The organism is Phytobacter sp. RSE-02, assembly GCF_040578655.1.
In the GTDB taxonomy this organism is placed as follows: domain Bacteria; phylum Pseudomonadota; class Gammaproteobacteria; order Enterobacterales; family Enterobacteriaceae; genus Phytobacter; species Phytobacter diazotrophicus.
The window spans coordinates 215,129-240,085 of record NZ_JBEULY010000008.1 but is presented as its reverse complement, the minus strand read 5'-3'; the positions used below and the strand labels follow the sequence as shown (position 1 = coordinate 240,085).

At 51.2% G+C, this 24,957-nt stretch carries 20 protein-coding genes, 1 tRNA gene and 3 pseudogenes; 11 read left to right on the top strand and 13 right to left on the bottom strand.

What is annotated here, in order from left to right; all coding sequences use genetic code 11:
* Positions 1-5: 5 nt before the first annotated feature.
* Genes citG through ABU190_RS18015 form a run of 8 tightly spaced genes read right to left on the bottom strand, consistent with a single transcriptional unit; the run spans position 6 to position 7,358 of the window.
* Positions 6-836 (bottom strand): triphosphoribosyl-dephospho-CoA synthase CitG, encoded by an 831-nt coding sequence (citG, locus tag ABU190_RS18050; RefSeq protein ID WP_354692043.1) that lies wholly within the window; start codon positions 834-836, stop codon positions 6-8.
* On the bottom strand, positions 814-1,353 hold the full coding sequence (gene citX / locus ABU190_RS18045; RefSeq protein WP_047368905.1) for a citrate lyase holo-[acyl-carrier protein] synthase: 540 nt from the start codon (positions 1,351-1,353) through the stop codon (positions 814-816). Before citX ends, citG begins: the two co-directional genes overlap by 23 nt.
* Positions 1,353-2,876 (bottom strand): citrate lyase subunit alpha, encoded by a 1,524-nt coding sequence (gene citF, locus ABU190_RS18040; RefSeq protein ID WP_296409277.1) that lies wholly within the window; start codon positions 2,874-2,876, stop codon positions 1,353-1,355. Before citF ends, citX begins: the two co-directional genes overlap by 1 nt.
* Before the next feature lie 10 nt (positions 2,877-2,886).
* On the bottom strand, positions 2,887-3,762 hold the full coding sequence (gene citE, locus ABU190_RS18035; protein ID WP_039078038.1) for a citrate (pro-3S)-lyase subunit beta: 876 nt from the start codon (positions 3,760-3,762) through the stop codon (positions 2,887-2,889).
* Positions 3,759-4,052 (bottom strand): citrate lyase acyl carrier protein, encoded by a 294-nt coding sequence (gene citD / locus ABU190_RS18030; protein ID WP_039078039.1) that lies wholly within the window; start codon positions 4,050-4,052, stop codon positions 3,759-3,761. The genes citE and citD overlap by 4 nt, the downstream gene beginning before the upstream one ends.
* 19 nt (positions 4,053-4,071) lie before the next feature.
* On the bottom strand, positions 4,072-5,091 hold the full coding sequence (citC, locus tag ABU190_RS18025; RefSeq protein ID WP_039078040.1) for a [citrate (pro-3S)-lyase] ligase: 1,020 nt from the start codon (positions 5,089-5,091) through the stop codon (positions 4,072-4,074).
* Between the two features lie 16 nt (positions 5,092-5,107).
* The gene (locus tag ABU190_RS18020) at positions 5,108-5,971 is read right to left on the bottom strand and encodes a fumarylacetoacetate hydrolase family protein (RefSeq protein WP_039078041.1); all 864 of its coding nucleotides are present in this window, start codon (positions 5,969-5,971) and stop codon (positions 5,108-5,110) included.
* Between the two features lie 22 nt (positions 5,972-5,993).
* A complete protein-coding gene (locus ABU190_RS18015) occupies positions 5,994-7,358 on the bottom strand; it encodes a 2-hydroxycarboxylate transporter family protein (protein ID WP_071195975.1) in 1,365 nt (454 codons plus the stop codon).
* A gap of 333 nt (positions 7,359-7,691) precedes the next feature.
* Between ABU190_RS18015 and ABU190_RS18010 the strand changes: the two genes are divergently transcribed.
* Positions 7,692-9,329, top strand: a complete 1,638-nt coding sequence (locus ABU190_RS18010; RefSeq protein WP_169038830.1) for a sensor histidine kinase — start codon at positions 7,692-7,694, stop codon at positions 9,327-9,329.
* Positions 9,319-10,017 (top strand): response regulator, encoded by a 699-nt coding sequence (locus ABU190_RS18005; protein WP_039078043.1) that lies wholly within the window; start codon positions 9,319-9,321, stop codon positions 10,015-10,017. Before ABU190_RS18010 ends, ABU190_RS18005 begins: the two co-directional genes overlap by 11 nt.
* A 98-nt stretch (positions 10,018-10,115) precedes the next feature.
* Here ABU190_RS18005 and ABU190_RS18000 read toward each other — a convergent pair whose 3' ends face one another.
* Positions 10,116-12,266 carry an ornithine decarboxylase gene (locus ABU190_RS18000; RefSeq protein ID WP_071195974.1) on the bottom strand — a complete coding sequence of 717 codons (2,151 nt, stop codon included), beginning with the start codon at positions 12,264-12,266 and terminating at the stop codon, positions 10,116-10,118.
* A gap of 495 nt (positions 12,267-12,761) precedes the next feature.
* On the opposite strand from ABU190_RS18000, the gene ABU190_RS17995 reads away from it, so the two are divergent.
* Both ABU190_RS17995 and ABU190_RS17990 read left to right on the top strand, forming a co-directional pair.
* On the top strand, positions 12,762-13,481 hold the full coding sequence (locus ABU190_RS17995) for a DUF554 domain-containing protein (protein ID WP_354692042.1): 720 nt from the start codon (positions 12,762-12,764) through the stop codon (positions 13,479-13,481).
* 105 nt (positions 13,482-13,586) lie between these two features.
* Positions 13,587-13,662 (top strand) — tRNA-Phe (locus ABU190_RS17990).
* Between the two features lie 280 nt (positions 13,663-13,942).
* Here ABU190_RS17990 and ABU190_RS17985 read toward each other — a convergent pair.
* Together ABU190_RS17985 and ABU190_RS17980 are read right to left on the bottom strand one after the other, a co-directional pair.
* Entirely contained in the window at positions 13,943-14,899 is a 957-nt protein-coding gene (locus tag ABU190_RS17985) for a site-specific integrase (RefSeq protein WP_354692041.1), read from the bottom strand.
* Positions 14,900-14,938: 39 nt separating this feature from the next.
* Positions 14,939-16,564, bottom strand: coding sequence for a TraI domain-containing protein (locus ABU190_RS17980; protein WP_354692040.1), 1,626 nt, complete (start codon positions 16,562-16,564; stop codon positions 14,939-14,941).
* 198 nt (positions 16,565-16,762) lie between these two features.
* Between ABU190_RS17980 and ABU190_RS17975 the strand changes: the two genes are divergently transcribed.
* From ABU190_RS17975 to ABU190_RS17950, 6 genes and pseudogenes are all read left to right on the top strand, one after another.
* Positions 16,763-17,326, top strand: a complete 564-nt coding sequence (locus tag ABU190_RS17975; protein WP_354692039.1) for a pili assembly chaperone — start codon at positions 16,763-16,765, stop codon at positions 17,324-17,326.
* 207 nt (positions 17,327-17,533) lie between these two features.
* Positions 17,534-18,511, top strand: coding sequence for a hypothetical protein (locus ABU190_RS17970; protein WP_354692038.1), 978 nt, complete (start codon positions 17,534-17,536; stop codon positions 18,509-18,511).
* 82 nt (positions 18,512-18,593) lie between these two features.
* On the top strand, positions 18,594-19,805 hold the full coding sequence (locus ABU190_RS17965; RefSeq protein WP_354692037.1) for a conjugal transfer protein TraF: 1,212 nt from the start codon (positions 18,594-18,596) through the stop codon (positions 19,803-19,805).
* A 61-nt stretch (positions 19,806-19,866) separates the two neighbouring features.
* Positions 19,867-20,391, top strand: coding sequence for a hypothetical protein (locus tag ABU190_RS17960; protein WP_354692036.1), 525 nt, complete (start codon positions 19,867-19,869; stop codon positions 20,389-20,391).
* A gap of 179 nt (positions 20,392-20,570) precedes the next feature.
* Positions 20,571-21,731, top strand: a complete 1,161-nt coding sequence (locus ABU190_RS17955) for an IS30 family transposase (RefSeq protein WP_354692035.1) — start codon at positions 20,571-20,573, stop codon at positions 21,729-21,731.
* 6 nt (positions 21,732-21,737) lie between these two features.
* Positions 21,738-22,016: pseudogene (locus tag ABU190_RS17950) on the top strand (IS3 family transposase); the annotation flags it as partial.
* A 13-nt stretch (positions 22,017-22,029) separates the two neighbouring features.
* On the opposite strand, the pseudogene ABU190_RS17945 reads toward ABU190_RS17950, so the two are convergent.
* Positions 22,030-23,170: pseudogene (locus tag ABU190_RS17945) on the bottom strand (IS3 family transposase).
* Positions 23,171-24,234: 1,064 nt separating this feature from the next.
* Between ABU190_RS17945 and ABU190_RS17940 the strand changes: the two are divergent.
* Complete coding sequence (locus ABU190_RS17940) at positions 24,235-24,444, top strand: hypothetical protein (protein ID WP_354692034.1); 210 nt, start codon at positions 24,235-24,237, stop codon at positions 24,442-24,444.
* A gap of 229 nt (positions 24,445-24,673) precedes the next feature.
* Here ABU190_RS17940 and ABU190_RS17935 read toward each other — a convergent pair.
* A pseudogene (locus ABU190_RS17935) lies at positions 24,674-24,787 on the bottom strand (lysis system i-spanin subunit Rz); the annotation flags it as partial.
* Positions 24,788-24,957 lie beyond the last annotated feature (170 nt).

Sequence of the window (24,957 nt, the reverse complement as noted above, 5' to 3'; positions counted from 1 at the left end):
TGCCGCTAGCCCAGCGTCGCCAGCACATACGAGACCGCCAGCAGATCGGCGCTGCCACCGGGGCTGAGATTGCGACTGATTAATGCCTTATCCATCTCTTGCAGGCGCGCCATGTTCCAGCCGTTTTTTAACAGCGTCTGCGCATATTCCTGCACATAGCACAGCCCGTCGATACCGCCGCGGGAGACCAGATTACTGTCGGGATTTATCGCCATTAAGCGCAGCAGCGCATGGTGAAAACGCCGTTCACCCGCCTCCTGATACCAGTACGGCAGCACATGTTGGCGTATCGTGGGAAAGCCCAGTTCCGCCTCACCGCGCGCGCCGGTCAGGCCAAACTGTTGATACTGTTTTTCACCCGCCGTTGTCGCATGCGTGCGGGAAGCCAGCTCTCGCGCCACCAGCCCTTTGCAGATCTCAGCCACCTGCTGACAGACCGATTGTGCACAGACCAGACGGTTCAGACCGCGTAAACGCCCCGCCGCAAAGCAGATCAGCCCCAGGGAAAAGATGCCGCCTTTATGGGTATTTACACCGTCGGTCGCCTCGAACATAGCCTGTTCGCAGGCCATTCCTGCCGGGCGCAATAAGCGCAACTGTTCGCTGGCGGGTTTTAAAGCATGCTCGAACCCGGCTTTTTCGAAGACGCGAAACCAGGGGGTGATGGCATCGATACTGCGTAAAAATAACGCGTGATCCATATCGCTGTGCGAACCGTTGTTCGCCATGTCCACCAGCCCCGGTTTGGGGGTGAGATTGACTTCAAGACGCAGTGCCGTGGCGGCCAGCGCCCAGACATCATAACGGGCGAGTTTAGTCGCGAGCGAACCAGCCATCGATCAGGGTCTCCACACGTGACACGACCTCTTCCATGGGATGACGGCGCGAACGGGCGCAACCGTGGGCAGGCTCATCGCAGACCAGGCAGCGTCGGGTACTGAGATCCAGCGACTGACGTCCCACCTGACCGTTTTTCGGGCATATCACATCAAAATCCCACAGTCTGCCAAGCGGATGCGTCTGTTCCAGTTCAATACACTGGGCTTTAATTTCCGCCGCGGCATGGTCAACACACCACAGAGCTTCCGCACCGGTCGGCAACCACAGTACCTGGCGATCCAGCACTGGCCAGTGATTCTGCCACAGCAGTTGATCGCACGCCTGTAGCGCCACCCCCATGGTGTTACGGTAACGGATACTGTCTTTCTGCGCGCCGGGGGTGACCAGCGTCAGGGAGATAACCGGATGGTGATAATGAGTGAGCCAGTCAGCCTGGCGCGCTGCACGGTTTTCTTTCGCCGTCAGCAGCGCTTCAAGGCTGACGCCCGCTCTTACGGGCGTCAGTAATGTCATTAGATGTTCTCCTTCACCTGACGCACAACGTCAATCACGCTGCCGTCACGATAGCGAATCACCCCGACGATACGGTCGGTGAATTCAATGGGTTTCGGTGCCCCGGTCAGCGAGATCGCACGCGCGTACAGGGCTTCGATATCCACCACTTTCAGCCCGGCATTCACCAGGCGCTCGCGGATTTCCGGGCGTGCCGGGTTCACCGCGATGCCGTGGTCGGTGACCAGCACATCAATGCTTTCGCCCGGCGTTAGCAGCGTGGTGACGCGTTTTACAACGGTCGGGATGCGGCTGCGCAGAAGCGGCGCCACAACGATGGTCAAATTCGCTGCCGCTGCAACGTCGCAGTGGCCGCCGGATGCGCCGCGCATCACGCCATCGGAACCGGTGATAACGTTGACGTTGAAGTCAACGTCGATCTCCAGCGCACTGAGGATAACCACGTCCAGTTGGTCACAGCAGGCCGCTTTACTGCCAGGGTTGGCGTAAACGTTGGTAGAGATTTCCACGTGGTTCGGGTTACGCGCCAGCGATGCTGCCGCCTCACTGTCAAAGCACTGCGTATCCAGCAGTTTTGCCACCAGACCTTTTTCGTGCAGCGACACCAGGCCACCGGTGATACCGCCCAGCGCAAAGCTTGCCTTCACGCCGAGACGTTCCATTTTCTCTTCCATAAAACGTGTACAGGCCGTTGAAGCCGCACCGGAACCCGTCTGCATGGAGAAACCATTTTTGAAATAGCCGGAATGCTCGATAACATCCGCCGCATAACGGGCAATCATCAGTTCACGCGGGTTGCTGGTCACGCGCGCCGCGCCAACGCTGATTTTCGCCGGGTCGCCTACGCTCTCGACCTGCACGATGTAATCCACCTGATCCTGTACCAGGCTGGCTGGCATGTTCGGGAACGGCACCAGTTCTTCGGTCAGCAACACCACTTTTTTAGCGAACTGCGCATCGACCATGGCATAACCCAGCGAACCACAACAGGATTTCCCCTGGGTGCCGTTAGCGTTACCAAATTCGTCGCTGCACGGTACGCCGAGGAAGGCGACATCGATATTCAGCTCTCCATCCTGCAGCAGTTTCACGCGGCCACCGTGCGAGTGGATTTGCACCGGCTCCGCCATCAGGCCGTGGGAAATCGCATCCGCCAGCTTGCCGCGCATGCCGGAGGTGTAGATACGGGTGATAACGCCGTTTTTGATATGCTCAATCAGGCTTTCGTTACAGGTCATCAGCGAGCTGGAAGCCAGCGTCAGATCTTTAAAGCCCAGTCGCGCCAGGATTTCCACCACGTTATTGATCACCCGGTCGCCTTCGCGAAACGCATGGTGGAACGAAATGGTCATGCCGTCTTTCAGGCCACTGCGGGCAATGGCATCTTCCAGGGTGGCGCACAATTTGCGGTTATGTTTGCTGTCGAGATCGGCAAGCCACGGCGTGCTGGCATGGGCGCTATCGAACGGTTTTAAATCGCGCAGATGCGGAAAGTTAACGTGGAGAAGCTCTGTCTGATTCATTGTTCTGTCCTTACCGACGCACGCCGGACGCGGCGGCACGTTCCAGCACCATTCGCGCATGATTAATAATGGGGCCGTCGATCATCTTACCGTTCAGCGACACCACGCCCAGCCCGTTGCGTTCGCCCTCTTCTGCGGCTTCGATCACTAACTTCGCGTGATCCACTTCGTGCTGCGTTGGCGCATACGCGTTGTGCAGCAGATCGATCTGGCGCGGGTTGATCAGCGACTTGCCGTTAAAGCCCATTTTGCGGATCAGATCAACTTCGCGCAGGAAACCGGCTTCGTCATTTACGTCCGACCACACCACGTCAAAGGCGTCGATCCCGGCGGCACGTGCCGCATGCAGTACGGCACAGCGGGCGTAGAACAGCTCGGTACCGTCACCGCGTTCGGTTTGCATGTCCATCACGTAGTCAAACGCCGCCAGCGCGATGCCGATCAGACGCTGAGAACTGCGCGCGATCGCCACGGCATTGATAACACCGATCGCGGATTCGATCGCCGCCATCACCTTCGTGGATCCGATTTCACGCCCGCAGGCCATTTCGATGCGTTCAAGGTGGCGTTCGAGTTCGTAAATATCTTCCGGCGTGTCGGTTTTTGGCAGACGAACCACATCCACCCCGGCGCGCACCACGGCTTCCAGATCTTTCAGGCCAAACGGGGTATTGAGCGGGTTGATACGGACGACGGTTTCGATGTCTTCGTACATCGGGTGTTGCAGCGCATGAAAGACCAGCAGACGCGCAGTGTCTTTTTCACGCAGCGCCACGGCATCTTCCAGGTCAAACATGATGGAGTCCGGGCGGTAAATAAACGAGTTGGAAAGCATGGCGGCGTTGGCGCCTGGGAGAAACAGCATGCTACGACGAAGCTTTTTCATTGCAGTTTCTCCCAGTCAATATTGTCACTGTCACTGGCGCGTAATACCGCGCTCTGTAGGCGGGCGCGGATCACACAGTCCAGCGCACCTTTATCTTCAATAATGATCAGTCCCTGGTGGACTTCCATGGCGCGCAGCGTGGTGGTCACCACATGGCGAATTTGATCGCCAAACTGCTTAATCACTTCACTGTGGATGACGATGTCCAGCTCGCCATCAGCGGGGGCTATTTTCACCATCAGGTCGCTGGACTCCATAGTCCCGGCCAGCGCCTCCCTAACAATTTTCATAATTTATTTCCTGAGTTTTTTAAGCGACTTCCGCGCTGTAGTGCGTTTCGAGATGCACGAAAGTGGTATCCGGTACTATTTCCCGAATACGGGAAAACTGGTGCGTCTTAAGCAGACGACGAACTTCCGAGGCAGAGATGGCATTGCCCGTGGCTTTGATACGCGGGATTTCCACCACCTCTACCGCGCCTGTAAGCAGGCGGTGCATAGTCTGGTTGTACTGGCGCGTAATATCGCAAAACGGCTCTGAGCCGATAAATCGATGGGTAATACCCAGCGCGGGGGCGATGTGGTCGCGAAAAATCAGCAGATCGATTTCGCTCCACGCCTGCTGCACCTTGCCGGTCTCTTTGAGGAAATAGGCCGGAAATGTCGCCCGCGAAATGATGTATTCCGATCCCTTGTGAACGGTCACGTTTGGCAGATGAGCGACCCCTGCCCGTACCATGTCCAGACGGTCGGTGAAGGGGAAAAACGACGCATCCTCCTGAACCACGAACAGATGTAAGTGATCGCAGGAATGCGCCGCTTGTTCCACCAGATGGCGGTGCCCAAGGGTGAACGGATTAGCGTTCATCACGATAGCCCCAACGCGCTTTCCTTCTACGCGATAAGGCTGCAATGAGCGGCAGTAACGGCTGATGCCAAAGGGCGTGTTTTCCATTAACACCGCGTTGTTGCCGCTCTGCGCAATAGGCCAGAATCCGCTGTGTGCAAAGCGCTCCTTGTTACAGGGGCGCGTACAGAGGAACAGATGAAAATGGCCCCGTGACAGCGCGAGGTGTTCCACCTCAGCCAGCAAACGGGCGCTAAGATTTTCTCCGCGCAGGTTTTCATCTACCGCCACACATTTGATGACATTGGCGGCCAGGCCCGCACAACCCACCAGCCGGCGTCCCGACCAGGCTTCAACGAAAGTGGTGATATCGTTGTCCATGCCTAAGCCGCTGTCCGCGAGCAGATTACGAATCTGCGTAAAACGCTGCGCGCCGCTTGTGACATCCGCAATGCGAAAATCAATGGGAGGTTGTGCTTGCATAAATCCGCCGCGTTCCTTAGTGCATGGGCGACAGCGATAAGGCTGGCGCGTCCATAATCACATTGCTGAGATGACCGATATTCTCGATCTCCACTTCGATGCGATCGCCCGCGTTCATGAACAGCGGTGGATTACGTTTTTTGCCAACGCCACCCGGTGAACCGGTGATGATCACATCGCCAGCATTCAGGCGCGTGAAGGTACTGATGTACTCGATAAGCTCCGCCACTTTGTGGATCATGCTGGCGGTGTTGTCTTCCTGCACCATGCGGCCATTCAGCCAGGTGCGGATCGCCAGACTGTGCGGATCCGGAATCTCATCCGCCGTGGTCATCCACGGACCGAACGCACCGGTCTGACGCCAGTTTTTACCGGCGGTAAACCAGGTGTGCTGCCAGTCGCGTGCAGAACCGTCCATATAGCAGCTATAACCGCCAACGTGGCTCAATGCCTCTTCACGGGAGATGTTCTCTCCACTTTTGCCGATGATCACCGCCAGTTCACCTTCGTAATCAAACTCGCTGGAGTGACGCGGTTTGAGTACCGGGGTCTGGTGGCCGGTTTGCGAATCGGCAAAACGGACGAACAGCGTCGGTGCCGGGTTGTGCTGATCAAACTCTTTACGTTTGTCGGCGTAGTTCATGCCGACGCAAAGAATTTTCCCTGGGTTATCAATCACCGGCAGAAATTCCAGCGCATCGAAGCTCAGATCCGGTTTTTCACCAGACAACTGCTGCGCTTCATTTAACGCGTTGGCAGCGAGCAACGATTTCAAATCGCTGTAACGATCGCCCAGACGGCGTCCCAGATTGATCACACCATCCGCCTTCACGATCCCGTAACTGCGGATCCCCTGATGGACAAAGCTTGCGAGTTTCATATCAGTTCCTGTAACACATGAATCAGACGAGGAAGTTGCCGAGAACCAGCAGTGATACCGAGACGTTGATCGCGCCGCCGATACGGGTAGCGATCTGTGCGAACGGCATCAGGCTCATACGGTTACCTGCAGTGAGGATGGCAACATCCCCGGTGCCACCCTGCCCGCTCTGACAGCAGGAGACGATGGCGACATCAATCGGATGCATACCGATTTTTTTACCTACGAAGAAGCCCGTGGCGACCAGCGCGGACACGGTGCTGACAATCACCAACAGGTTAGTGAGGGTGAATGCGTGTACCAGCTCCTGCCACGGGGTGATAGCCACGCCCACAGCGAAGAGGATTGGGTAAGTCACAGAGGTCTGGAAGAATTTGTAAACGACCTGAGAACCTTCGAGGATCTTCGGCGATACGCCGTGAACCAGTTTGACCAGCACCGCCATAAACAGCATGCCAACCGGCGCCGGCAGACCAATCAGTTTGTGGCCCAGCATACCCAGCATGTACAGCAGCACGGCCAGCAGCGCACCGGATGCGATAGTGGTGACGTCAGCTTTACCGCTGAATGCAGGCGTAGCAGGGGTTTTCTCATCGGTGTTATCACGATTCGGCATCAACTGACCTTCACCGGTCAGGTGTGGGAAGCGTTTACCCAGTTGGTTCAGACAGCCAGAGATAATGATGGCAGTCAGGCCGCCAAGCATTACCATCGGCAGTACGCGACCCAGCGCAACGCCCTGATCCATATGCAGAATGGTGGCGTAACCGATAGAAAGCGGAATGGCGCCTTCACCCACACCACCCGCCATGATTGGCAGAATGATAAAGAAGAAGATCTGGAACGGTTCGAGACCGAGCAGCAGCCCCACGCCCATCCCGACCAGCATGCCGACGATTTCGCCACACAGCATCGGGAAGAAAATACGCAGGAAGCCCTGAATCAGCGTGGTGCGATTCATGCTCATAATACTGCCGACAATAATGCAGCAGATATAGAGGTACAGAATGTTAGTGGATTTGTAGAACTTGGTGGTGGACTCGACAACCACATCCGGCAGCAGGCCATAATAGACCATTGCAGAAGGGATGAAGGTAGCGCAAATCGCCGCCGCACCCAGTTTACCGATAATCGGCAGGCGTTTACCGAACTCACCACAGGCGAAGCCGAAAAACGCCAGCGTTGCGACCATCACAACGATATCGCTGGGTAATTTACCGCCCAGACAATCGATGGCGATTAATGCACCAGCAAGTAAAAACAACGGCAATGGAATAATCCCGACTTTCCAGGTATCCATAATGTGCCACCATCTGTCTTTCAATGATGGTTTTTGAATCGATAGTGACTCAGAGGTAATAGAAAAAGAATCGTCAGTTGTGCTCATAATTAAGCCCCTTGGTTATTTTGCATTTGTAGCTTAAAGGGCCAGGTTTTTACGTTATGTGAGGCGCAGCATAATAAAACCGAAGTTTTAATGGCACCTATGGTTTTTATGGTTTCTTTAATTTAGTGTGATTAATGCCGTAATTATTTCCGTGGTTTTTATGGTTTTTTTAAATAAAAAAACAAGTTAATAACATTTCCAGAAAGTCTTTGTTTCTTTAGCGTCGCCAGTCAGCATCAGGTGTGCAAGGGATCACAAGTTTCCAGTAAACTCGCCACTGTCAACAGGAAAGATGTTACATTACCGTTTTTGTTGCTCTGTGCGTACCACACCATGAAAGTTTCTTTCCAGATTAAGCTCTTTATTTCGCTGGTACTGTTTTTCTCCGGTTTGTTCATCTTACTGGGTGGCTATTATTATATCGATGTCGGTCGCCAGCTTTATCAGGAAATGAGTACGCGAGCCAAAATACAAGCTGAAGAAATAGCGATAATTCCGAATTTACGCAAGTCGGTTGCTGAAAAAGATATTCCCGCGATTGCAGAATTTATGCAACAAGTAGTCGATCGCAGTGATGCCAGTTTTATTGTCATTGGCGATGATAAAGGCATTCATCTATTTCATTCGGTTTATGATGATCGGGTGGGGACTACGCTGGTCGGGGGCGATAATCAGGAAGTGTTACAGGGTAAAAGCCTGACCACTATCCGCCAGGGCGGCCTGGGTATTTCCTTACGCAGTAAAGCACCGATATTCAATGACGCAGGCAAGGTGATTGGTATTGTTTCCGTGGGTTATCTGACCAGCTATCTCGATACCATCACGCTCGGTAAGGCAATCAATATCTTTATTGCCGCAGTACTGCTGTTAGCGGCGCTGTTTATCTTCTCGTGGTTCTTTACCCGCAGTATCAAGAAGCAGATCTTTTCACTGGAGCCGCGAGAAATCGGCCTGCTGGTGCGCCAGCAAAAAGCGATGATGGAGTCGATTTACGAAGGGGTGATCGCCATCGACAGCAATCTGCGCATCGAGGTGATAAACCAGGCCGCGAGAACATTGCTCAATCTGAGCCAACCCACGCGCGAGCTGCGGGGGCAATTGATCACCGACGTGATTCCGGCCGTGCCCTTTTTCTCCCGCAGTGCGATGCTGGCGAAAGATACACATGATGAGATCTGCCGTTTTAATCACGCAACGGTTATTGCCAGCCGCGTGCGCATTATGCTGGAAGATAAGCTGCAAGGTTGGGTCATTACCTTTCGCGATCGTAATGAAATCGACAGCCTCAGCGCCCAGTTGAGCCAGGTGAAACGCTATGTCGATAACCTGCGTATCATGCGCCACGAGCAGCTTAACCGGATGACGACACTTTCCGGCCTGCTGCATATGGAACGCTACGACGAGGCGATTCGTTATCTTCAGGCCCAGTCGGAGCATGCGCAGGAGCTGCTCGACTTTATTTCGTCACGTTTTAGCTCCCCTACATTGTGCGGTTTGCTGCTGGGTAAAGCGGCCCGCGCCCGGGAAAAAGGGGTAGAGTTGGTTTTTGACCCTGGCTGCCAGATGTCGCGCCCCGCGCACCTTCTGGTGGAGGCCGAACTGATATCGATTATTGGTAACCTGCTGGATAACGCCATTGAAGCAACGCAACGCGCCGCGTTGCCGCACGAGCCCGTCGAGGTCTTGATCCTGCAAAATGAGCGCGAGCTGATTATTGAAGTGGCAGATCGCGGCATCGGGATCGACCCGTCCATTCGGGATCGCATTTTTGACCGAGGGATGACAACGAAACGCAACGGCGATCATGGCATCGGCCTGTATCTGATCTCCAGCTATGTCACGCAGGTGGGCGGCACCATTGAGGTTTCTGATAACGCGCCGCGCGGAACGATTTTCTCTTTATTTATTCCGGAAACGGGTCAGATACAACGCCCCGCTCCAACTCTGGAAGATCAGAATTATGCGACATGAACAGATAGATGTGCTGATAGTAGAAGATGAAAACGAGCTGGCGCAGCTCCATGCAGAACTGATTGGTAAGCATCCACGATTGCGGCTGGTGGGCATCGCCACATCCCTGGCAGAAGCGAAGGCGCTGCTCGCCAGTAAGCAACCACAACTGGTGTTGCTCGATAATTATCTGCCGGATGGCAAAGGGATTACGCTGATTAGCGACCCGATGATCATTCGCGCCAACTGTTCGGTTATCTTCATTACCGCCGCCAGTGACATGGATACCTGTAGCCAGGCGATTCGCAACGGCGCGTTTGATTACATTCTTAAACCGGTGTCGTGGAAACGTCTGAGCCAGTCACTGGAACGTTTTGTGCAGTTCACCGAGCAGCAACGGGTGTGGAAGATCGTCGATCAGCAGAACGTGGATTCGCTGTATCAGTTGCAGGCAAAGAACTACAAGCTGGATAACGGCAGTAAAGGGATCGAGGAGAATACGCTGTCTCGCGTACAGACCCTGTTTGCCGATGCGGGTGAGCGCTGTTTTTCCGTGGATGAAGTGGTGACGGAGACGGGGCTCAGTAAGACCACCGCCCGTCGCTACCTGGAGCACGGCGTGGAGTCCGGTTTTTTATCGGTTGAGATGCAATATGGCAAGATTGGGCATCCACGCAGGATGTACCGCCGTGCGGGCGAAGGGGTATAGGTTTCGCGGTTTTCACCTCACCTGAACGTATCCCGGATTAGTAAGCGGCATCCGGGCTATCCGCCCTCTCCCTGTGGGAGAGGGCCGGGGTGAGGGCATCAGACCGCAGAGGACTGTTTCAACACATTGCCGTATAAACGCTTAATCCCATCGGCATCTGTCTCGGAGTAGACCCCCTGCAGCTCCGGCGAGAAACCTGGCAGCAAATTGACGCCCTCTTCCAGCGCCAGGAAGTAGCGTTGTACCGCGCCGCCCCACACTTCACCAGGCACCACGCATAGCACACCAGGCGGGTACGGCAGCGCGCCTTCTGCCGCAATCCGTCCTTCCGCCTCACTGATGCGCACCAGCTCCACGTTGCCGCGAATATACTCCTGATGGGCATCCTGCGGGTTGACGGCAACCGCCGGGAAACTCGCCTTGCGAAACATCTCTTTTTGCAGATCTTTCACATCGAAGCTGACGTAAAGATCATGCATCTCCTGGCAAAGCTGGCGGAGTGTGTAGTCACGATAACGCACCGGATACTTGTTGTAGATGGTCGGCAACACATCTGCCAGCGGTGTATCGTCTTCTATGTGACGCTCAAACTGCGACAGCATGGCCACCAGATGGGCCATCTTCGCTGTGCTTTCCGCTGGGGTCAGCAGGAACAGAATAGAGTTAAGATCGCATTTTTCCGGCACAATGCCGTTCTCACGCAGGTAGTTGGCGAGGATCGTCGCCGGAATACCAAACTCAGTGTACTCACCCGTTTGCGCATCGATGCCCGGCGTGGTGAGCAGCAGCTTACAGGGATCCACAAAGTACTGATCCTGCGCGTAACCTTCAAAACCGTGCCAGCTTGCACCGGGCTCAAAGCTAAAGAAGCGACGCTCGCGAGCGATGATCTCTGTCGGATGATCCTGCCACGGTCGCCCGGCAATGACCGGCGGCACGAACGGCTGGATCATTTTGCAGTTGGCGATAATCGATTTGCGCGCTTCGATCCCCACTTCTACGCACTCGGCCCACAGGCGGCGACCACTTTCCCCCTGATGGATTTTGGCGTTCACGTCGAGTGCCGCAAATAACGGGTAGAACGGGCTGGTCGAGGCGTGCAACATAAAGGCGTTGTTGAGGCGCTTATGCGGGCAGAAACGCGCCTGGCCGCGCAGATGATTATCTTTTTTATGGATCTGCGAGGTTTGCGAGAAACCGGCCTGCTGCTTATGCACGGACTGAGTAACGAAGATCCCCGGATCGTTCTCATTGAGTTCCAGCAGCAATGGCGACGTGTCGGCCATCATCGGAATGAACTGTTCGTAGCCCACCCATGCTGAGTCAAACAAAATGTAGTCACACAAGGTGCCGATTTTGTCGATCACCTGGCGGGCGTTATAGATCGTGCCGTCATAGGTGCCGAGCTGGATCACCGCCAGACGAAACGGGCGCGGCTGGTTGGCTTTTTCCGGCGCTACTTCGCGGATCAGTTCGCGCAGGTATTTTTCATCAAAACAGTGTTCATCAATGCCACCGATAAAACCGAACGGGTTGCGGGAGGCTTCCAGATACACGGGCGTCGCCCCGGCCTGAATCAGCGCGCCATGGTGATTGGATTTGTGGTTGTTACGGTCAAACAGCACCAGATCGCCACGCGTCAGCAGCGCGTTGGTAACAACTTTATTCGCGGCAGAGGTGCCGTTCAGCACAAAGTAGGTTTTATCTGCATTGAACACTTTCGCCGCAAACTTCTGCGCATGTTTAGCGGAGCCTTCGTGAATCAGCAGATCCCCCAGCTTCACGTCGGCATTGCACATGTCGGCGCGAAAAACATTTTCACCAAAGAAATCGTAGAACTGTCGGCCCGCCGGATGCTTTTTAAAGAACTCACCGTGCTGATGACCAGGACAGGCGAAGGTGTCGTTTTTCATCTCGACATATTGACGTAGCGTATCGAAAAACGGCGGCAGCAAATTATCTTCATAATCACAAGCGGCGGTCTCAAGCTCCAGCCAGTCCTGCTCTTTGCCATTAATCACCGCCGTGACGCCGTCCGGCGTTTCTTCCAACGTCTGGTCAAATAAGAATACCGGCACGTTGAAGCCCGTCCGTTTGAGCAAGGCCAGAATGCCGCTACGGCTTTCCGCCAGCGTAATGACGACTGCCGCCACATCCGTAAAATCGGTACTGTCCAGCGTCACCATCTGGCGGTGGGTAGACAGGGTGGAGATCAGCTCGCGGCTGACGGCAATTTTCATTGTTTTCATAAGCACAGATACCCGTTTCAGGGGAAGAAAAGGCCCCGGGCAAAGCAGGCGCCTTACCCAACGAACGTGTCTGACTGGAACCCGCTCCGACCGCCAGACATCAGTAAAAGCAGATACACTCTGATTTTAATGTTGTCCTGAAGTGAGCGTACGGTAGCCTCACCGCATGGTGAGTGTAGTATGGGATAAAACTGAACGGGTGCACGTTCGCAGCATGGCGCGGCGTCTCTGTATGAGCGATAAAATCTGCGTCATTTCAGGTGTCCCCGTGAGGTTGTGAAGAAAATTCGCGCAATCATGTCATCATTTTTTCGCAGGTGCAACCAACGAAGCGAAGACCAAATGCAACATAATGCAATTGCCTTTTTAATGATTTTCATAAGTGATTATATTCAAAAGCTAAATACAATTATTACCCGCATTAATCGGGCATAATAATGTGCTTCGTTGCGTCATACTATGCAGTTGTGTTCGCAAAACCTCTGGAGAAAAAACGTGTTAACAGGACCTTATATCAACGCCGCCGCCGTTTTGCTGGGGGGAACAATTGGTGCACTGCTGAGCCACCGTTTACCGGAGCGGGTTCGCTCCTCAATGCCCTCGATCTTTGGTCTTGCCTCGCTGGGCATCGGCATTTTGCTGGTGATTAAATGCGTCAATCTGCCCGTTATGGTGCTTGCAACCCTGGTTGGCACCTTGATAGGTGAACTCTGTTATGTGGAGCGCGGTATCAGCGGCGCGGTGAACGGTTTACGTAAATTAGTACAAAAGCGCCGCTCAGCAAGCCATGCGCTGGATGCTCACGAATCGTTTATCCAAAGCCTGGTGGCGATTATCATTTTGTTTTGCGCCAGTGGCACCGGGATTTTCGGCGCCATGCGTGAGGGGATGACCGGCGACCCAAGCCTGCTTATTGCCAAAGCGTTTCTCGATTTTTTCACGGCGGTGATATTCGCGACTTCGTTAGGTTTTGCCGTCGCGTTCATCTCCGTACCGATGCTTATTATTCAACTGACGCTCGCTACCTGCGCCACGCTTATTTTACCGTTGACCACACCCGCGATGATGGGCGATTTCACCGCCGTAGGCGGCGTGCTGTTGCTGGCAACGGGCCTAAGGATTTGTGGAATTAAGATGTTTGCGGTGGCGAATATGCTGCCTGCACTGGTGCTTGCGATGCCGCTCTCTGCCCTGTGGACCGCTTTTTTTGCCTGAGTTCGCGTGCATCATCAGCAAAGTGGTGATAGATTGTGCAGTCTGCAACGATTTGAAGAAATTTCGTTGACGAGGCGAGGCGGATCGGGTTTAATGCGCCCCGTTGCCCGGATAGCTCAGTCGGTAGAGCAGGGGATTGAAAATCCCCGTGTCCTTGGTTCGATTCCGAGTCCGGGCACCACTTCTTCAGAGCCTGTTCGTTAAGGGTTGAGATCCTTAACGGGCAAGTTATAGTCCCGGATCGTTATCGTGCAGCATGAGATCAGTTCGTTCTGCATCTGAGGTTTCGGGAGTAAAATCCAGATGATGTTCCACCATCATCTGGATTTCTCACGTCCCAACTATTTCAGCTAATGGTATTTACCCTCAGATGATTCCTATGTCAATCTTCTGTAAATAAAACCACCATAATTTCTCCTCTTTTTGATCCTGTTCATCTGTATTTAACTTAAGTACTAAGTCTAAGCTGCCTCCATATCTTCCAGCATCATCCTCACCCTGTTCAGATCGGCCTCAACATATTCCAGCGTTACTGCCGGCGTTGAATGACCCAACAGCACCTGTGTCATTTTGATATTACGATCAGGCTGAGCCATCAGGTTCGTTGCAATGGTATGCCTGAATCTATGAGGGCTCACTGCAAAACCACATTCTTTTGAAAGCCTCCGAAAAAAAGCACGTAATGGAGGATGGTCCATATTGCTTGATTGGATCTTTCGGGCCCTGTCGAAACGTGAAATGTTGAATAACTGATCATTCATTTCGGCACCACGCTCTACCGATTTTTTATACAGGAACTCCAGCCGGGGTCTTAATTTTGCAGTGATGGGTACCCTGTGCTCCTTATGGTTTTTAGAGCCTTCGGGTCTCAGATTTATCCAGCCATTATGAAAATCAACATCACTGAGGCGAATATGCAGTAACTGATTCTGTCGCATACCCGTTCTGTTTAAGGTATCCATCGCCGTCAACCAGAACCATGCTGGTCTGAGCGCGTTTTTTCTACCTTCCAGCTTGCCCAAATGTTCGTCTTCCTCCTGCTGCTCCATCATGAGATAGATTTTTTTAATCTGCATATCCGACAAGGTCTTCTTTCTTTTCACATCCGGGCGAGCAACCACCCCATTGAAAGGATTCTCCCGGTATGAAAAATATCCCTGGGCTATAGCGTGGTTGAAAATCGCTCTCATATGAGCAACTTTATTATTCCAGGTTCTCTTGCTCAACGTATTATCAGCTATAACACTACGCCGCCAGGTCAGAACCAGTTTTTTATCGACATCGTTAAGAAGGATATTGCTGCCAGCAAATCCCAGAAACGATTTTACGACTTTCCTGTAACTCCATTCGGTTGCAGGGCGAAGAGTCTTACTGAAAAAATAGTCAGTCAGCACATCTTCAAATGCGTTAATTTTCATAACTACCTCTAAATCATTATATTCCTGAATTTTCAGAAACTAATTCTTTGGTGATAACCATATGCTGTCTTTAGGACAACTCCCTTGCTTGAATATAATGCCGGGTAGAATCATATAGCCGGACATTTTGGTAAACCGCCCGGTTTTATCCGGCGCGTCATATTTATGGTAATGGTATAAACCCTTACCATTTCGTAAATGGTGAATATTTAAATTTTCGAAACTCTTCTGTATCTGAGCTTTATCTTGATTACCCTCAGGTAACGTCGCTATATACCTGTAAAAGCAATCCGGAGAGTTCAGGAACACATATCCGGCAAGAACATGCAATAAGCTGTCGTTTTCATTGACCGTGACAGAGCCATCTTCAACAGAACGTTTTAACCACTCAAAAAATGCCGCACCCGATGAATCAGCCAAACCAGTAACAGGCACCTCGTTTTTATCCTTCGCTGTGCTCACTTCCGGTGTCTGTTCGCTGACAGCAGCTGCCTGAGGCGCAACTGTCGAATCGACCAGAGCGCCACCCATCATTTGCTGATCGAGTACCCCCAATAGTTCGGTGGCTGACAAACCACTGGCGACACTCTCCCACCCAAATTGCTCATCGCTGACTGAGAGTTCCTCACTGTTTTCGAATGCAGAAATGAGCGCCAGTGGCTCTTTAACGGGGTTTGAATAGTCGGGGGACGTTGCTTTAGCATTTCCCTTAACTAAAACCACACTTTCTGGTTGTCCTTGTTGATCGCTATCATACTGATTCTTAATACTTCCAATTATTTCTAAAGAGGGCTCAATACTCTCCTGACTGGACAATGGAGCGCTCTCACTATCAGATATTTTTGGGGATATATCGTCATTTTTCAGTATATTACCTTTTATTAACATACCGGTATTATTGGTCAGGACTTCAGCCCCTTTAATATTACTTTCCACCCCACATCCTGACAGTGCATCGGAAATAATGCTGTTTAAAATTCCCGACTCAGATTTTGCGCCGCTCAGATAAATAAACAGAGCCTCAGAAAGCGCCGGCCAGCGCTGGAGCCAGAGAACGCCAGTTTCTGGTAATAACCTGCTGGCCATGTAGATGGCATTCATGGATGAACATTCACCGGTGGCACGCCGAATGCGCCAGGCTCCTGCAGGTGCTGACATGCCCGGATACCAGGGCTGGCCATTTTCTACTCTGCCCTCCATTCCCGATAACCAGCCCAGGTGATGAAAAAGCGCGACCCAGTAAACCGCGCATACCCATGCCGAAGACTGCTCAGCCTGCTCTTCCGGGGTTGCGCCCGGTGGCAGCATCATTCCTCTGACCAGCCTCACGGCTCTCACTGCGACATTCAGGCTGAGGTCTAAAAACCCCCCCTGATGAGAATACGTGCCGGTCCACGTAGCCGGCACGCCCTGTACCCGGACGGCAAGTTTCTGCAACGGCTCAAGCCACCAGGCTTCCAGAATCTTTTCTGAGAAGGGACAATTTTCACGGAGCACCCTGACCAGTTTTTTTCTTTCCGGTGTGTCCAGCAGACCATGGGCATCGAGCACCTGCCAGTATCCACCATCCTTCGCCCGGACACCGGCCTCTGACTGAGGAATAATTGTCGGTACCAGGGAACCGCTTTTCCCTGCCAGCCATTCAAAATTCAGTTTTCTGAACATATTGCCACCCCGCTTCCCGGTTCATCAAAATGATGTAACGCTAAGTGGGCGCTGGCATTTTTCAAGTGAAAACTCTGTCTACCTCAAATGACATTAACGCCTTGAACAAATTATCCAGTACGGATTCACAATTTTCGGCAGAGCAAACCAGCGGGACATGTTTCCTTTAGCGCATGCCAACCCTGCTCTGGAAATATCATGCAACGCCTCACTCTTATATCTATTTCTCTGTCCTGGATTTGTTTTTGCGCAATATTAAGTCTCATCATTACCGGTTGTCGCCAAACGGTCGGGACGCTGGTCATCTGGTTTATTCTGGCCTGTACCCCTTTCCTCCTTAAAGTCATTAACAGCGCACGCGCGCGGCTGAATAACAACGCCTGCATTCAAAGCCCTCATAAAAATGGCCACCGTGTCTTTATTCACCTGTCTCCCTGGCAGACAACCGTCAGGCTACCCCAGGAACGCGTCAGCTGGTTCTGGGACGGGCTGTTTGAGGCGCTGGGAAGCGCTCTGCGCACAAGTAAAGGTTCAGTGGTCATTGCCTCGCATTTACTGACTAATCAACGTGCACGTCGTATTCTCGCCGCCCTTCCCCCGGGCAAATACCAGTTCCGTCTGACCAGTGTTCCGTTTAAACCCTGTGCACGCGCCATTCTTCAGCTGGAAGTGTTGTTCACACAATGGTGCTGGATAGACGTTAACCGGGCGAGATGGCCGGTTCTGGTCATCAGAAAGAAATCTTTAAACCGGGATTTATAGTTTTCAGTGTTGCTGATTCGTCGGAAAGCTCAGAGTGAATACACGCTTATATATGTGTGTATTCGATCTGAACGATCGATTTTATCCGTTATACATCTGCCAGTCTGGAGCGTAACGTATTCACACCGGATACATGATGATTAACTTATATAATTTAGCAAGTTAGCTAACACCAGGGCTCTTCTGAATCTGAATATCACCTCCATTTTGTCCAGACTGGCAACAGGGCGGGATGAAGAAATTGACAAGCTGCTGACGCAACTTTCCGAAGGAAAAAAGACTGCCGGTAGCCCTCTGGCCATTCGTTTTAAACCTGCAGTGCGAGAGTTTATTACCCTGGTATCAGGCCGTCTGGGGATCTCATCTGCAGAACTGGTTAACCTCCTGGTCGAAGGCATCATGCGAGAAACTCTTATGCCTCGTCAGGCTTCCGTCACACATATTCCTGAGCGCTTTTGGTTGCTGATGGACGAACATAAACTCGCATCAACACAAGTTGCACGCCTGTTATCAGACTGGAATATTGGCCTTACGGTGCTTGAAAGTCGTGAACAAACGATGGACTGCCTGACACCAAACTTACTAAAAACGCTGTCTGAGTGGTTTTGTGTTAACAATGAATGGCTGGAAGGAACATCATCATCCCCGGTGCATATAACCGTATTTAATGACTGGTTTCATGCCGCCCGGATACTGAAAAAAATAATCAATGAAACAGAGCCTGATAATATTCTAACCCAACCCGATGTTCTTTTTGTCAAGGAGATGGAAGTTCATAATCAGTATGATGCAGACATTTTCATTTTCATCCGGCGTTACCGTACTATCAACAATATGACCATACGAATTGTTGAGTGTGTTGGGTATTGTTCAGCAACCAGTGAATCCCCGCAGCAATCATCTGGCTTCATGGGCCTGTGCGGTTTGCTTTTACAAAAAAAAATCATTTCAAGGGCAGATACCTTTTTATCATCACCTCAAATACTGAACTCGCTTAAAACAGGAGAAATACTGCCAGTGTCGGCATTATGGCAGATTCAGAAACTCAGTCGAAATGAAGAAGGGAAATATAGTCAAAACATATGGAGTCCGGAGGAAAGATACCCTCTTTTATCCCCGAATGAATTTATTAATGATGAGTGGAGAAAAATAGCAGAAGACATTATTTCAGCCAGACCCAATTAAATTAACTGAGCATTAAATATTGTTTGACGCGCCAGCGTCAGGGGATCTTTTGCCTTAAAAACCAAAATTGAAAAGGAAATATATGATGAAAGCTTCAAACATTGCTCGTTGCATTTCACTCGTTCTGTTCGCCACCAGTGCTGCATCAGCCAATGCTGCCACAAGCTATATGGAAGCCCGCAGCGACGCCATGGGCGGCACCGGCGTGGCCTCCAGCCACTACGGCACAGCAGCACTGTCCAACCCGGCGCTGCTGACTCACTTTGGCCCGACCGATGATTTTAGTCTGGTTCTGCCTTCTGTGGGTGCTCAGGTCTCAGATCCGAATAACACCGTGGATAAAGCGGACGATGTGAAAGACCTGTGGAACCGTTTTGACACCGCAGTAGACAGTCAGACGGGTGTCAGCGAGAGCGCAGCAGCCCTGAAAAGCAAACTCAAAGACCTGAAAAACACCCATGCTGATGGTCAAGCTGGCGCATCTGTTATCGCTACCGTACCCAATAATACCCTGCCCTTTGCGGTAGTGGTGAAGTCCTGGGGTACCGTATCCGTTGACGGCAAAGTCACTGACCACGATTTGCAGTATCTGGACAACGTCGCTGATGGCACCCTTCCAGCCTCGTCTGTTGATACAGACTCGCTGACATCAAAAGCCCACGGACGAGCTGCTGTTATCACCGACGTGGGTGTCGCAATGGCTCATCAGTTTGAAACAGCGGGACAACCCTGGTCTATAGGTATTACCCCAAAATATCAGCGTATTGACCTGTTTAACTACAACGTTTCAGTACAGGATTTTGATAAAAACGACATCAATTCCCGTGATTACCACAATACCAAAACCGGTTTTAACGCAGATTTGGGGATGGCCACCAACCTGTGCGACAACTGGACCCTGGGTCTGGCCGTTCAGAACATCATTCCACGTTCTGTTGATACCAAAGCCATCAATGGTGAAAAAGAAACGTTCAAAGTACGCTCACAGGCAACAGCCGGTGCGGCATGGCATAACAGTGTCATTACCACTGCTCTGGATGTGGATCTGACGGAAGCCAGCGGCTTCACCAGTGACAACAAACGACAGTTCGTCAGCCTCGGTGCTGAACTGAATGCCTGGAGCTGGATGCAGATCCGCGCAGGCTATCGCCAGAACATCATCTCAAATGACGGCTCTGCATTTACCGCAGGTCTGGGCTTCTCTCCGTTTGATGTCGTACACCTCGACATTACGGGTATCGCCGGCACCGACCGTACCTACGGCGCCGTCGCTCAGATGCAATTCACTTTCTGATCCTGTCAGGGGCGTACCATGATTGGTTCGCCCCGAACTGTTCAATGTTTCGGAGAAAAAAATGAAAATAACTTCACTTCGTCTTGTTTCACTTCTGTTTGCACTGGTCATATCAGGCTGCAGCCAGAGCCAGATAAATCAACTTCAGCAACTTACCGGTATTCAAAACCCGACAGTTTCAGAGCCTCAGCAAAAGGCTTCAGAACCCAAGATTAGAAATGACGTTGTGAAAACTTACACGCTGCCCGTCAACATCGATGCAGCTGCACTGCGGCTTAAACAGTATTATAACTTTACGTCAGATGCTGATGTCGCATCAGCACGCAATAACGGTCAGGGAAATGCTGGCTGGTCTGCCTCTGCAATATCAGAAGGAGCAAGCTGGACTGCTCAACCCGGCTCTTATTATCGAATGAGCCGCAACTGGGCGGGTAATGATCGTTTAACGCTCGAAATCAGCAGCAGTGGTAAAGGCAGCACGATCGTGGCCACGTACCGCTCCTCAAACCCGGAATACCTGAAACCGGAATGGACATCCCGCCTCTGGAAACAAATACCTGAAGTTTCTCAAGGTAATGTTGAATAAAAGTGTACGGAGTGATTTTAAGCCCAGAGATACTGCGGCAGTCATTATAAGCGGGAAAAATCAGTTCAAGCGTATCGCCAAACCTCAACTCACCAGGCGCAGCGATCGGAAGGTCCGCTAAGAGCTGTGAGTTCAACGGGTCGATGCAACACTATCCTTAATCGAAGGGGGACGTTGCCATGAAACGAAGAACTCGCATCTACTACACACCAAAACAAAAGGCGATTATCTGGGACAGATATAAGCAAGGTGATTCCCTGCATGATATCGCCAGAATGTTCGACAGATATCATTCTTCTATTATACCTATTATCCACCAGACTGGTGGATACCGTCCCCCTGTCCGAAAGCGGCACCGGTTAGCGATTTCGCTTGATGAAAGAGAGGAGATATCCAGAGGATTGGTAGCAAAACGCAGCATCAGGGACATCGCTGTTAAATTATCAAGAGCTCCTTCAACGATTAGCCGCGAGATCAGGAGGCACGGCGGTGCAAAACAATATCGTGCAGCAAAAGCCGATACTGCTGCGTGGGAAAATGCTCTGAGACCAAAACCCTGCAAGCTAATTGAAAGCCCCGCATTGTGTAAAATCATTGCAGAGAAGATGCATCAGGACTGGTCGCCGGAACAGATCGCCGGTTGGCTGAAACGCTGTTATCCGGATAGTCAGGAAATTCATGTGTCACACGAAACGATATATAAAACGCTTTTTATACAAACCCGGGGTGCATTAAAAAAAGAACTGCAGCAATGCCTCAGAAGCGGAAGAGTCGTGCGTAGATCCAGAACATCATCGCTTAAAGGGAAAGGATTAGGGTCAATCCCGGATACAATCTCTATCAGCAAAAGGCCACCAGAAGCCGCTGACAGAGCCATACCAGGTCACTGGGAAGGTGACCTGATCCAGGGCTCTAAAAACTCCTGTATCGTCACCCTTGTAGAACGTCATTCCCGTTTTGTTATGCTGGCCAAAATCAGGGACAACAAGACTATAACGGTTATATCTGCACTCATCAGACAAGCCCGGGAATTACCTGCTGAGCTTTATAAAACATTAACATGGGACCGGGGTGCTGAAATGACCAGCCACACCCGGTTTACTGTAGCCACAGATATTCGGGTTTACTTCTGCGATCCTCAATCCCCCTGGCAACGTGGCTCTAATGAAAATACGAACAGATTGCTCAGGCAGTATTTTCCAAAAGGAACTGACTTATCGGTTCACAGCCAGCAAAGGCTTAACAGTGTTGCCAGACAGCTCAACGAAAGGCCAAGAAAAACGCTAGACTATGAATCACCCGCAGAGCGTTTTAACCAATGTGTTGCATCCATCAATTGAACTCACAATGAGTGGCAGTCGTTCCTGAAATCACACGGACTGGAGGGGAGCATGAGCCGTCGCGGTAACGGCCACGATAATGCGGTTGCAGAAAGCTTTTTCCAGTTGCTGAAGCGTGAACGGATAAAGAAAAAGATCTATGGAACGCGGGAAGAAGTCCGCAGCGATATTTTTGATTACATCGAAATGTTTTATAACAGTAAGCGTCGGCATGGTTCGAGTGATCAGATGCCACCGACGGAATATGAAAATCAATATTATCGTGGACTGACCCCATGCCCGTAGACAAATTCTGTCCTCACGATTGGGCCTGTTCGAAGGCCTCCGGACTGACGCCGCCGAGGTGACTGTGGCGCCGGGCCCGGTTGTAGAACACTTCAATGTAATCGAAGATATCCGCCCGGGCCAGATCCCGGGTTTTGTATATTCTCTTCCTGATGCGTTCTTTTTTCAGTGAACTGAAGAACGATTCGGCCACTGCATTATCCAAACAGTTGCCACGCCGGCTCATGCTCGGTGCCAGGTTATTGGCCCGGCAGAAGCGCTGCCAGTCGTCACTGCCGTACTGGCTACCCTGATCGCTGTGAACGATAACCTCGCCGTCCGGTTTTCGACGCCACACGGCCATCATCAGCGCGTCCAGCGCGAGTTCGCGTGAGAGAGTGGGTTTCATCGACCAGCCGACCACATTACGGGCGAAGAGATCGATAACCACCGCCAGATATAACCATCCCTGCCATGCCAGGTGCGGATATAAGTAATATCGGTGACCCAGACCTGGTTGGCCCGGACAACGGTGAACTGCCGCTGCACGCGATTAGGAGCAACGACTGAAGGCCTGCCGGCGATACGACGTGGCGCTTTATAGCCACGCACAGCTTTAATCCGGTTCAGTTGCATAATCCGACCCACCCGGTTTTTACCGCAGGTTTCCCCGATTTCGTTCAGATCGCCATGAACCCGCCGGTAACCGTATACGCCTCCGCTCAGGGAATATGAGTCGCGGATAAGTATCAGCAGGCGCTGGTTATCTTTATCACGCGCCGAGACAGGGTTATGCAACCACGCATAGAACCCGGCCCGGGCGACATTCAGTACCCGACACATCGTCATCACACCCCATACAGTGCGGTGCTCATTGATAAAGCGGTACTTCAGTCGGGCTCCCTTGCAAAGTACCGCGCGGCCTTTTTCAGGATATCCCGTTCTTCTTCGGTGCGTTTTAGCTGCGCCCGGAGTTTCAGGATCTCGCTTTTAGCTTCCAGTAAATCCCGGGCATGCTGCTCGCTGTTATCAGGTTTGATAGCCCGTAGCCACTTGTAGAGGCTGTGTGCAGAGACGCCCAGACGGTCAGATACTTCGGCGACGGAATAACCGCGTTCCGTTATCTGACGGACGGCTTCTTCCTTAAATTCAGGTGTAAATCGTGGTGTGCCCATACGCTCCTCCTATGCTCAAACTATAGGGCAGGATCGTCTACCGGGGCGGGGTCAGTCCACATGGATTTTTCCTTTTAGATGTGGGCCTGTCGCTCGGGAAGACCACCCGATAAAGCGGAATGCCCAGGCTCACGACTGAAAGATATCGTTAGGATGCGCGCGTGCGAGGCGCAATAAACACATCAGCAATCTTAAGAATTACTTGATGGATTAAATAATTAACGGGAATAAAATCATCAGAAATTCAGGCACACATAAGGCGCTCCCAATGAGTAAAAATCAGATTCGCTGGTTAGGGATATTTGGCATGGCAATCTGCACGGTCAATGGCGCATTGGAACTTGCAGTACCCGGAAAAAGAACTCTGGCGATCATTACACTCGTATGTGGGATCGTCTACTTAGTAGTCATGTTGCGGCACGTTTTAAGTTCCAAATAATTATCCCGTTCAGCGGCATCATCAGGTTGATTGTTCTCGCCATTATCACAGGCGCTCAGTGAATGCCTACTGTAATGCCCTGTGGTGCGTACCCAGAAACAGCACAGATAGAACTGCGGATGACGTTCAACCGCTATAGTTAAAGCATGAGGGCAATGACTATAGTCAAACTGTGAGATGAAAACCTACAGCAGCCTCGAGTATGAAGATCATCAGAAAGATGACAGCCATCCGTTGAGAGCCTACAAGTATGAAGGCAATTGCTGTTACAAAAATCAGCATGGCCAGTAACGTCCAGATTTCCCCGAATAAAAACACACAATTTTTAAAGAAGTTCATTATGAACTGAGCCTCTTATAATCATACAATCTGTACTGACAGGTTTTTACGCGAGCCTAAATGCCAGCAGTAAAAATAATATATTTCATATACCCTTTTATTATATAAAGTGAAATATGCCAAAAGTATTACATTAAATCAACAGGTTAAAAAAGGTAGTAATCTAATGCTGATTTGTCATTCTGTGCTTTTCAATATGACCATATTGGTAATGTCACAATTTTTTGCTATAGAGGTTCGAAACTGAAATAAAAGTATCAACGACATGTCATACGGAGACCTAACCATGCCCACAGCTAAAGCGACTACCCTTGAACAGGCATATGCGATGCTTAATTCAGGTAAATACAAACAGGTTGAGCTGGATTTTGACGTTGATGCTGACGCTTTTTTTGCATTGTCAGCTGAGTTTTGCAACAACGGGGCAAAAATTGCACGACATGACAACCATTTCGTCATCAAACCAAAAAACTTCGAAATCCCCGCATTAGACTAAAATTCATTAACGTCTTTTCTCAAGCAATCAACCCCATAAGAGATTAAGTCTAGAACATGCTCTATTGTCATAAAACCTTCACACTTTTTGGATTTAAATGCGCACGCCGGGAAGTAATTAGTTTGAATGCCCATCTTGGCACACATGTTTGTTATTACACTTGTTGAAAAAATTTATTGATTTCTTTTATTGTCTAATAATATGACATCCCGGCTTTGTCCGGGATTTATTATTTAAGACGCTGTTCATGCACATACGCCTGCAGGCTCGTTAGTTGTTTGGTGATGGTTTCGATTCGCACTCTCAGAGTGAAATAACCCAGTTCAGCGGCCTCAGTAAGCCGGACAGACTGCAAACCCATGCGCGTTCTTGCATTGTCACAGGCATTCCATGAATGCCTACTGTTAGAGCGCTGGTGCACGCACCTTAAGATAAGTCTGAATGGAAAGGCCAGATAAAATTTTTCTCGCGCTTACGCTTGTTAAATATTGAGTTTCTACCAAAACTTAGTCC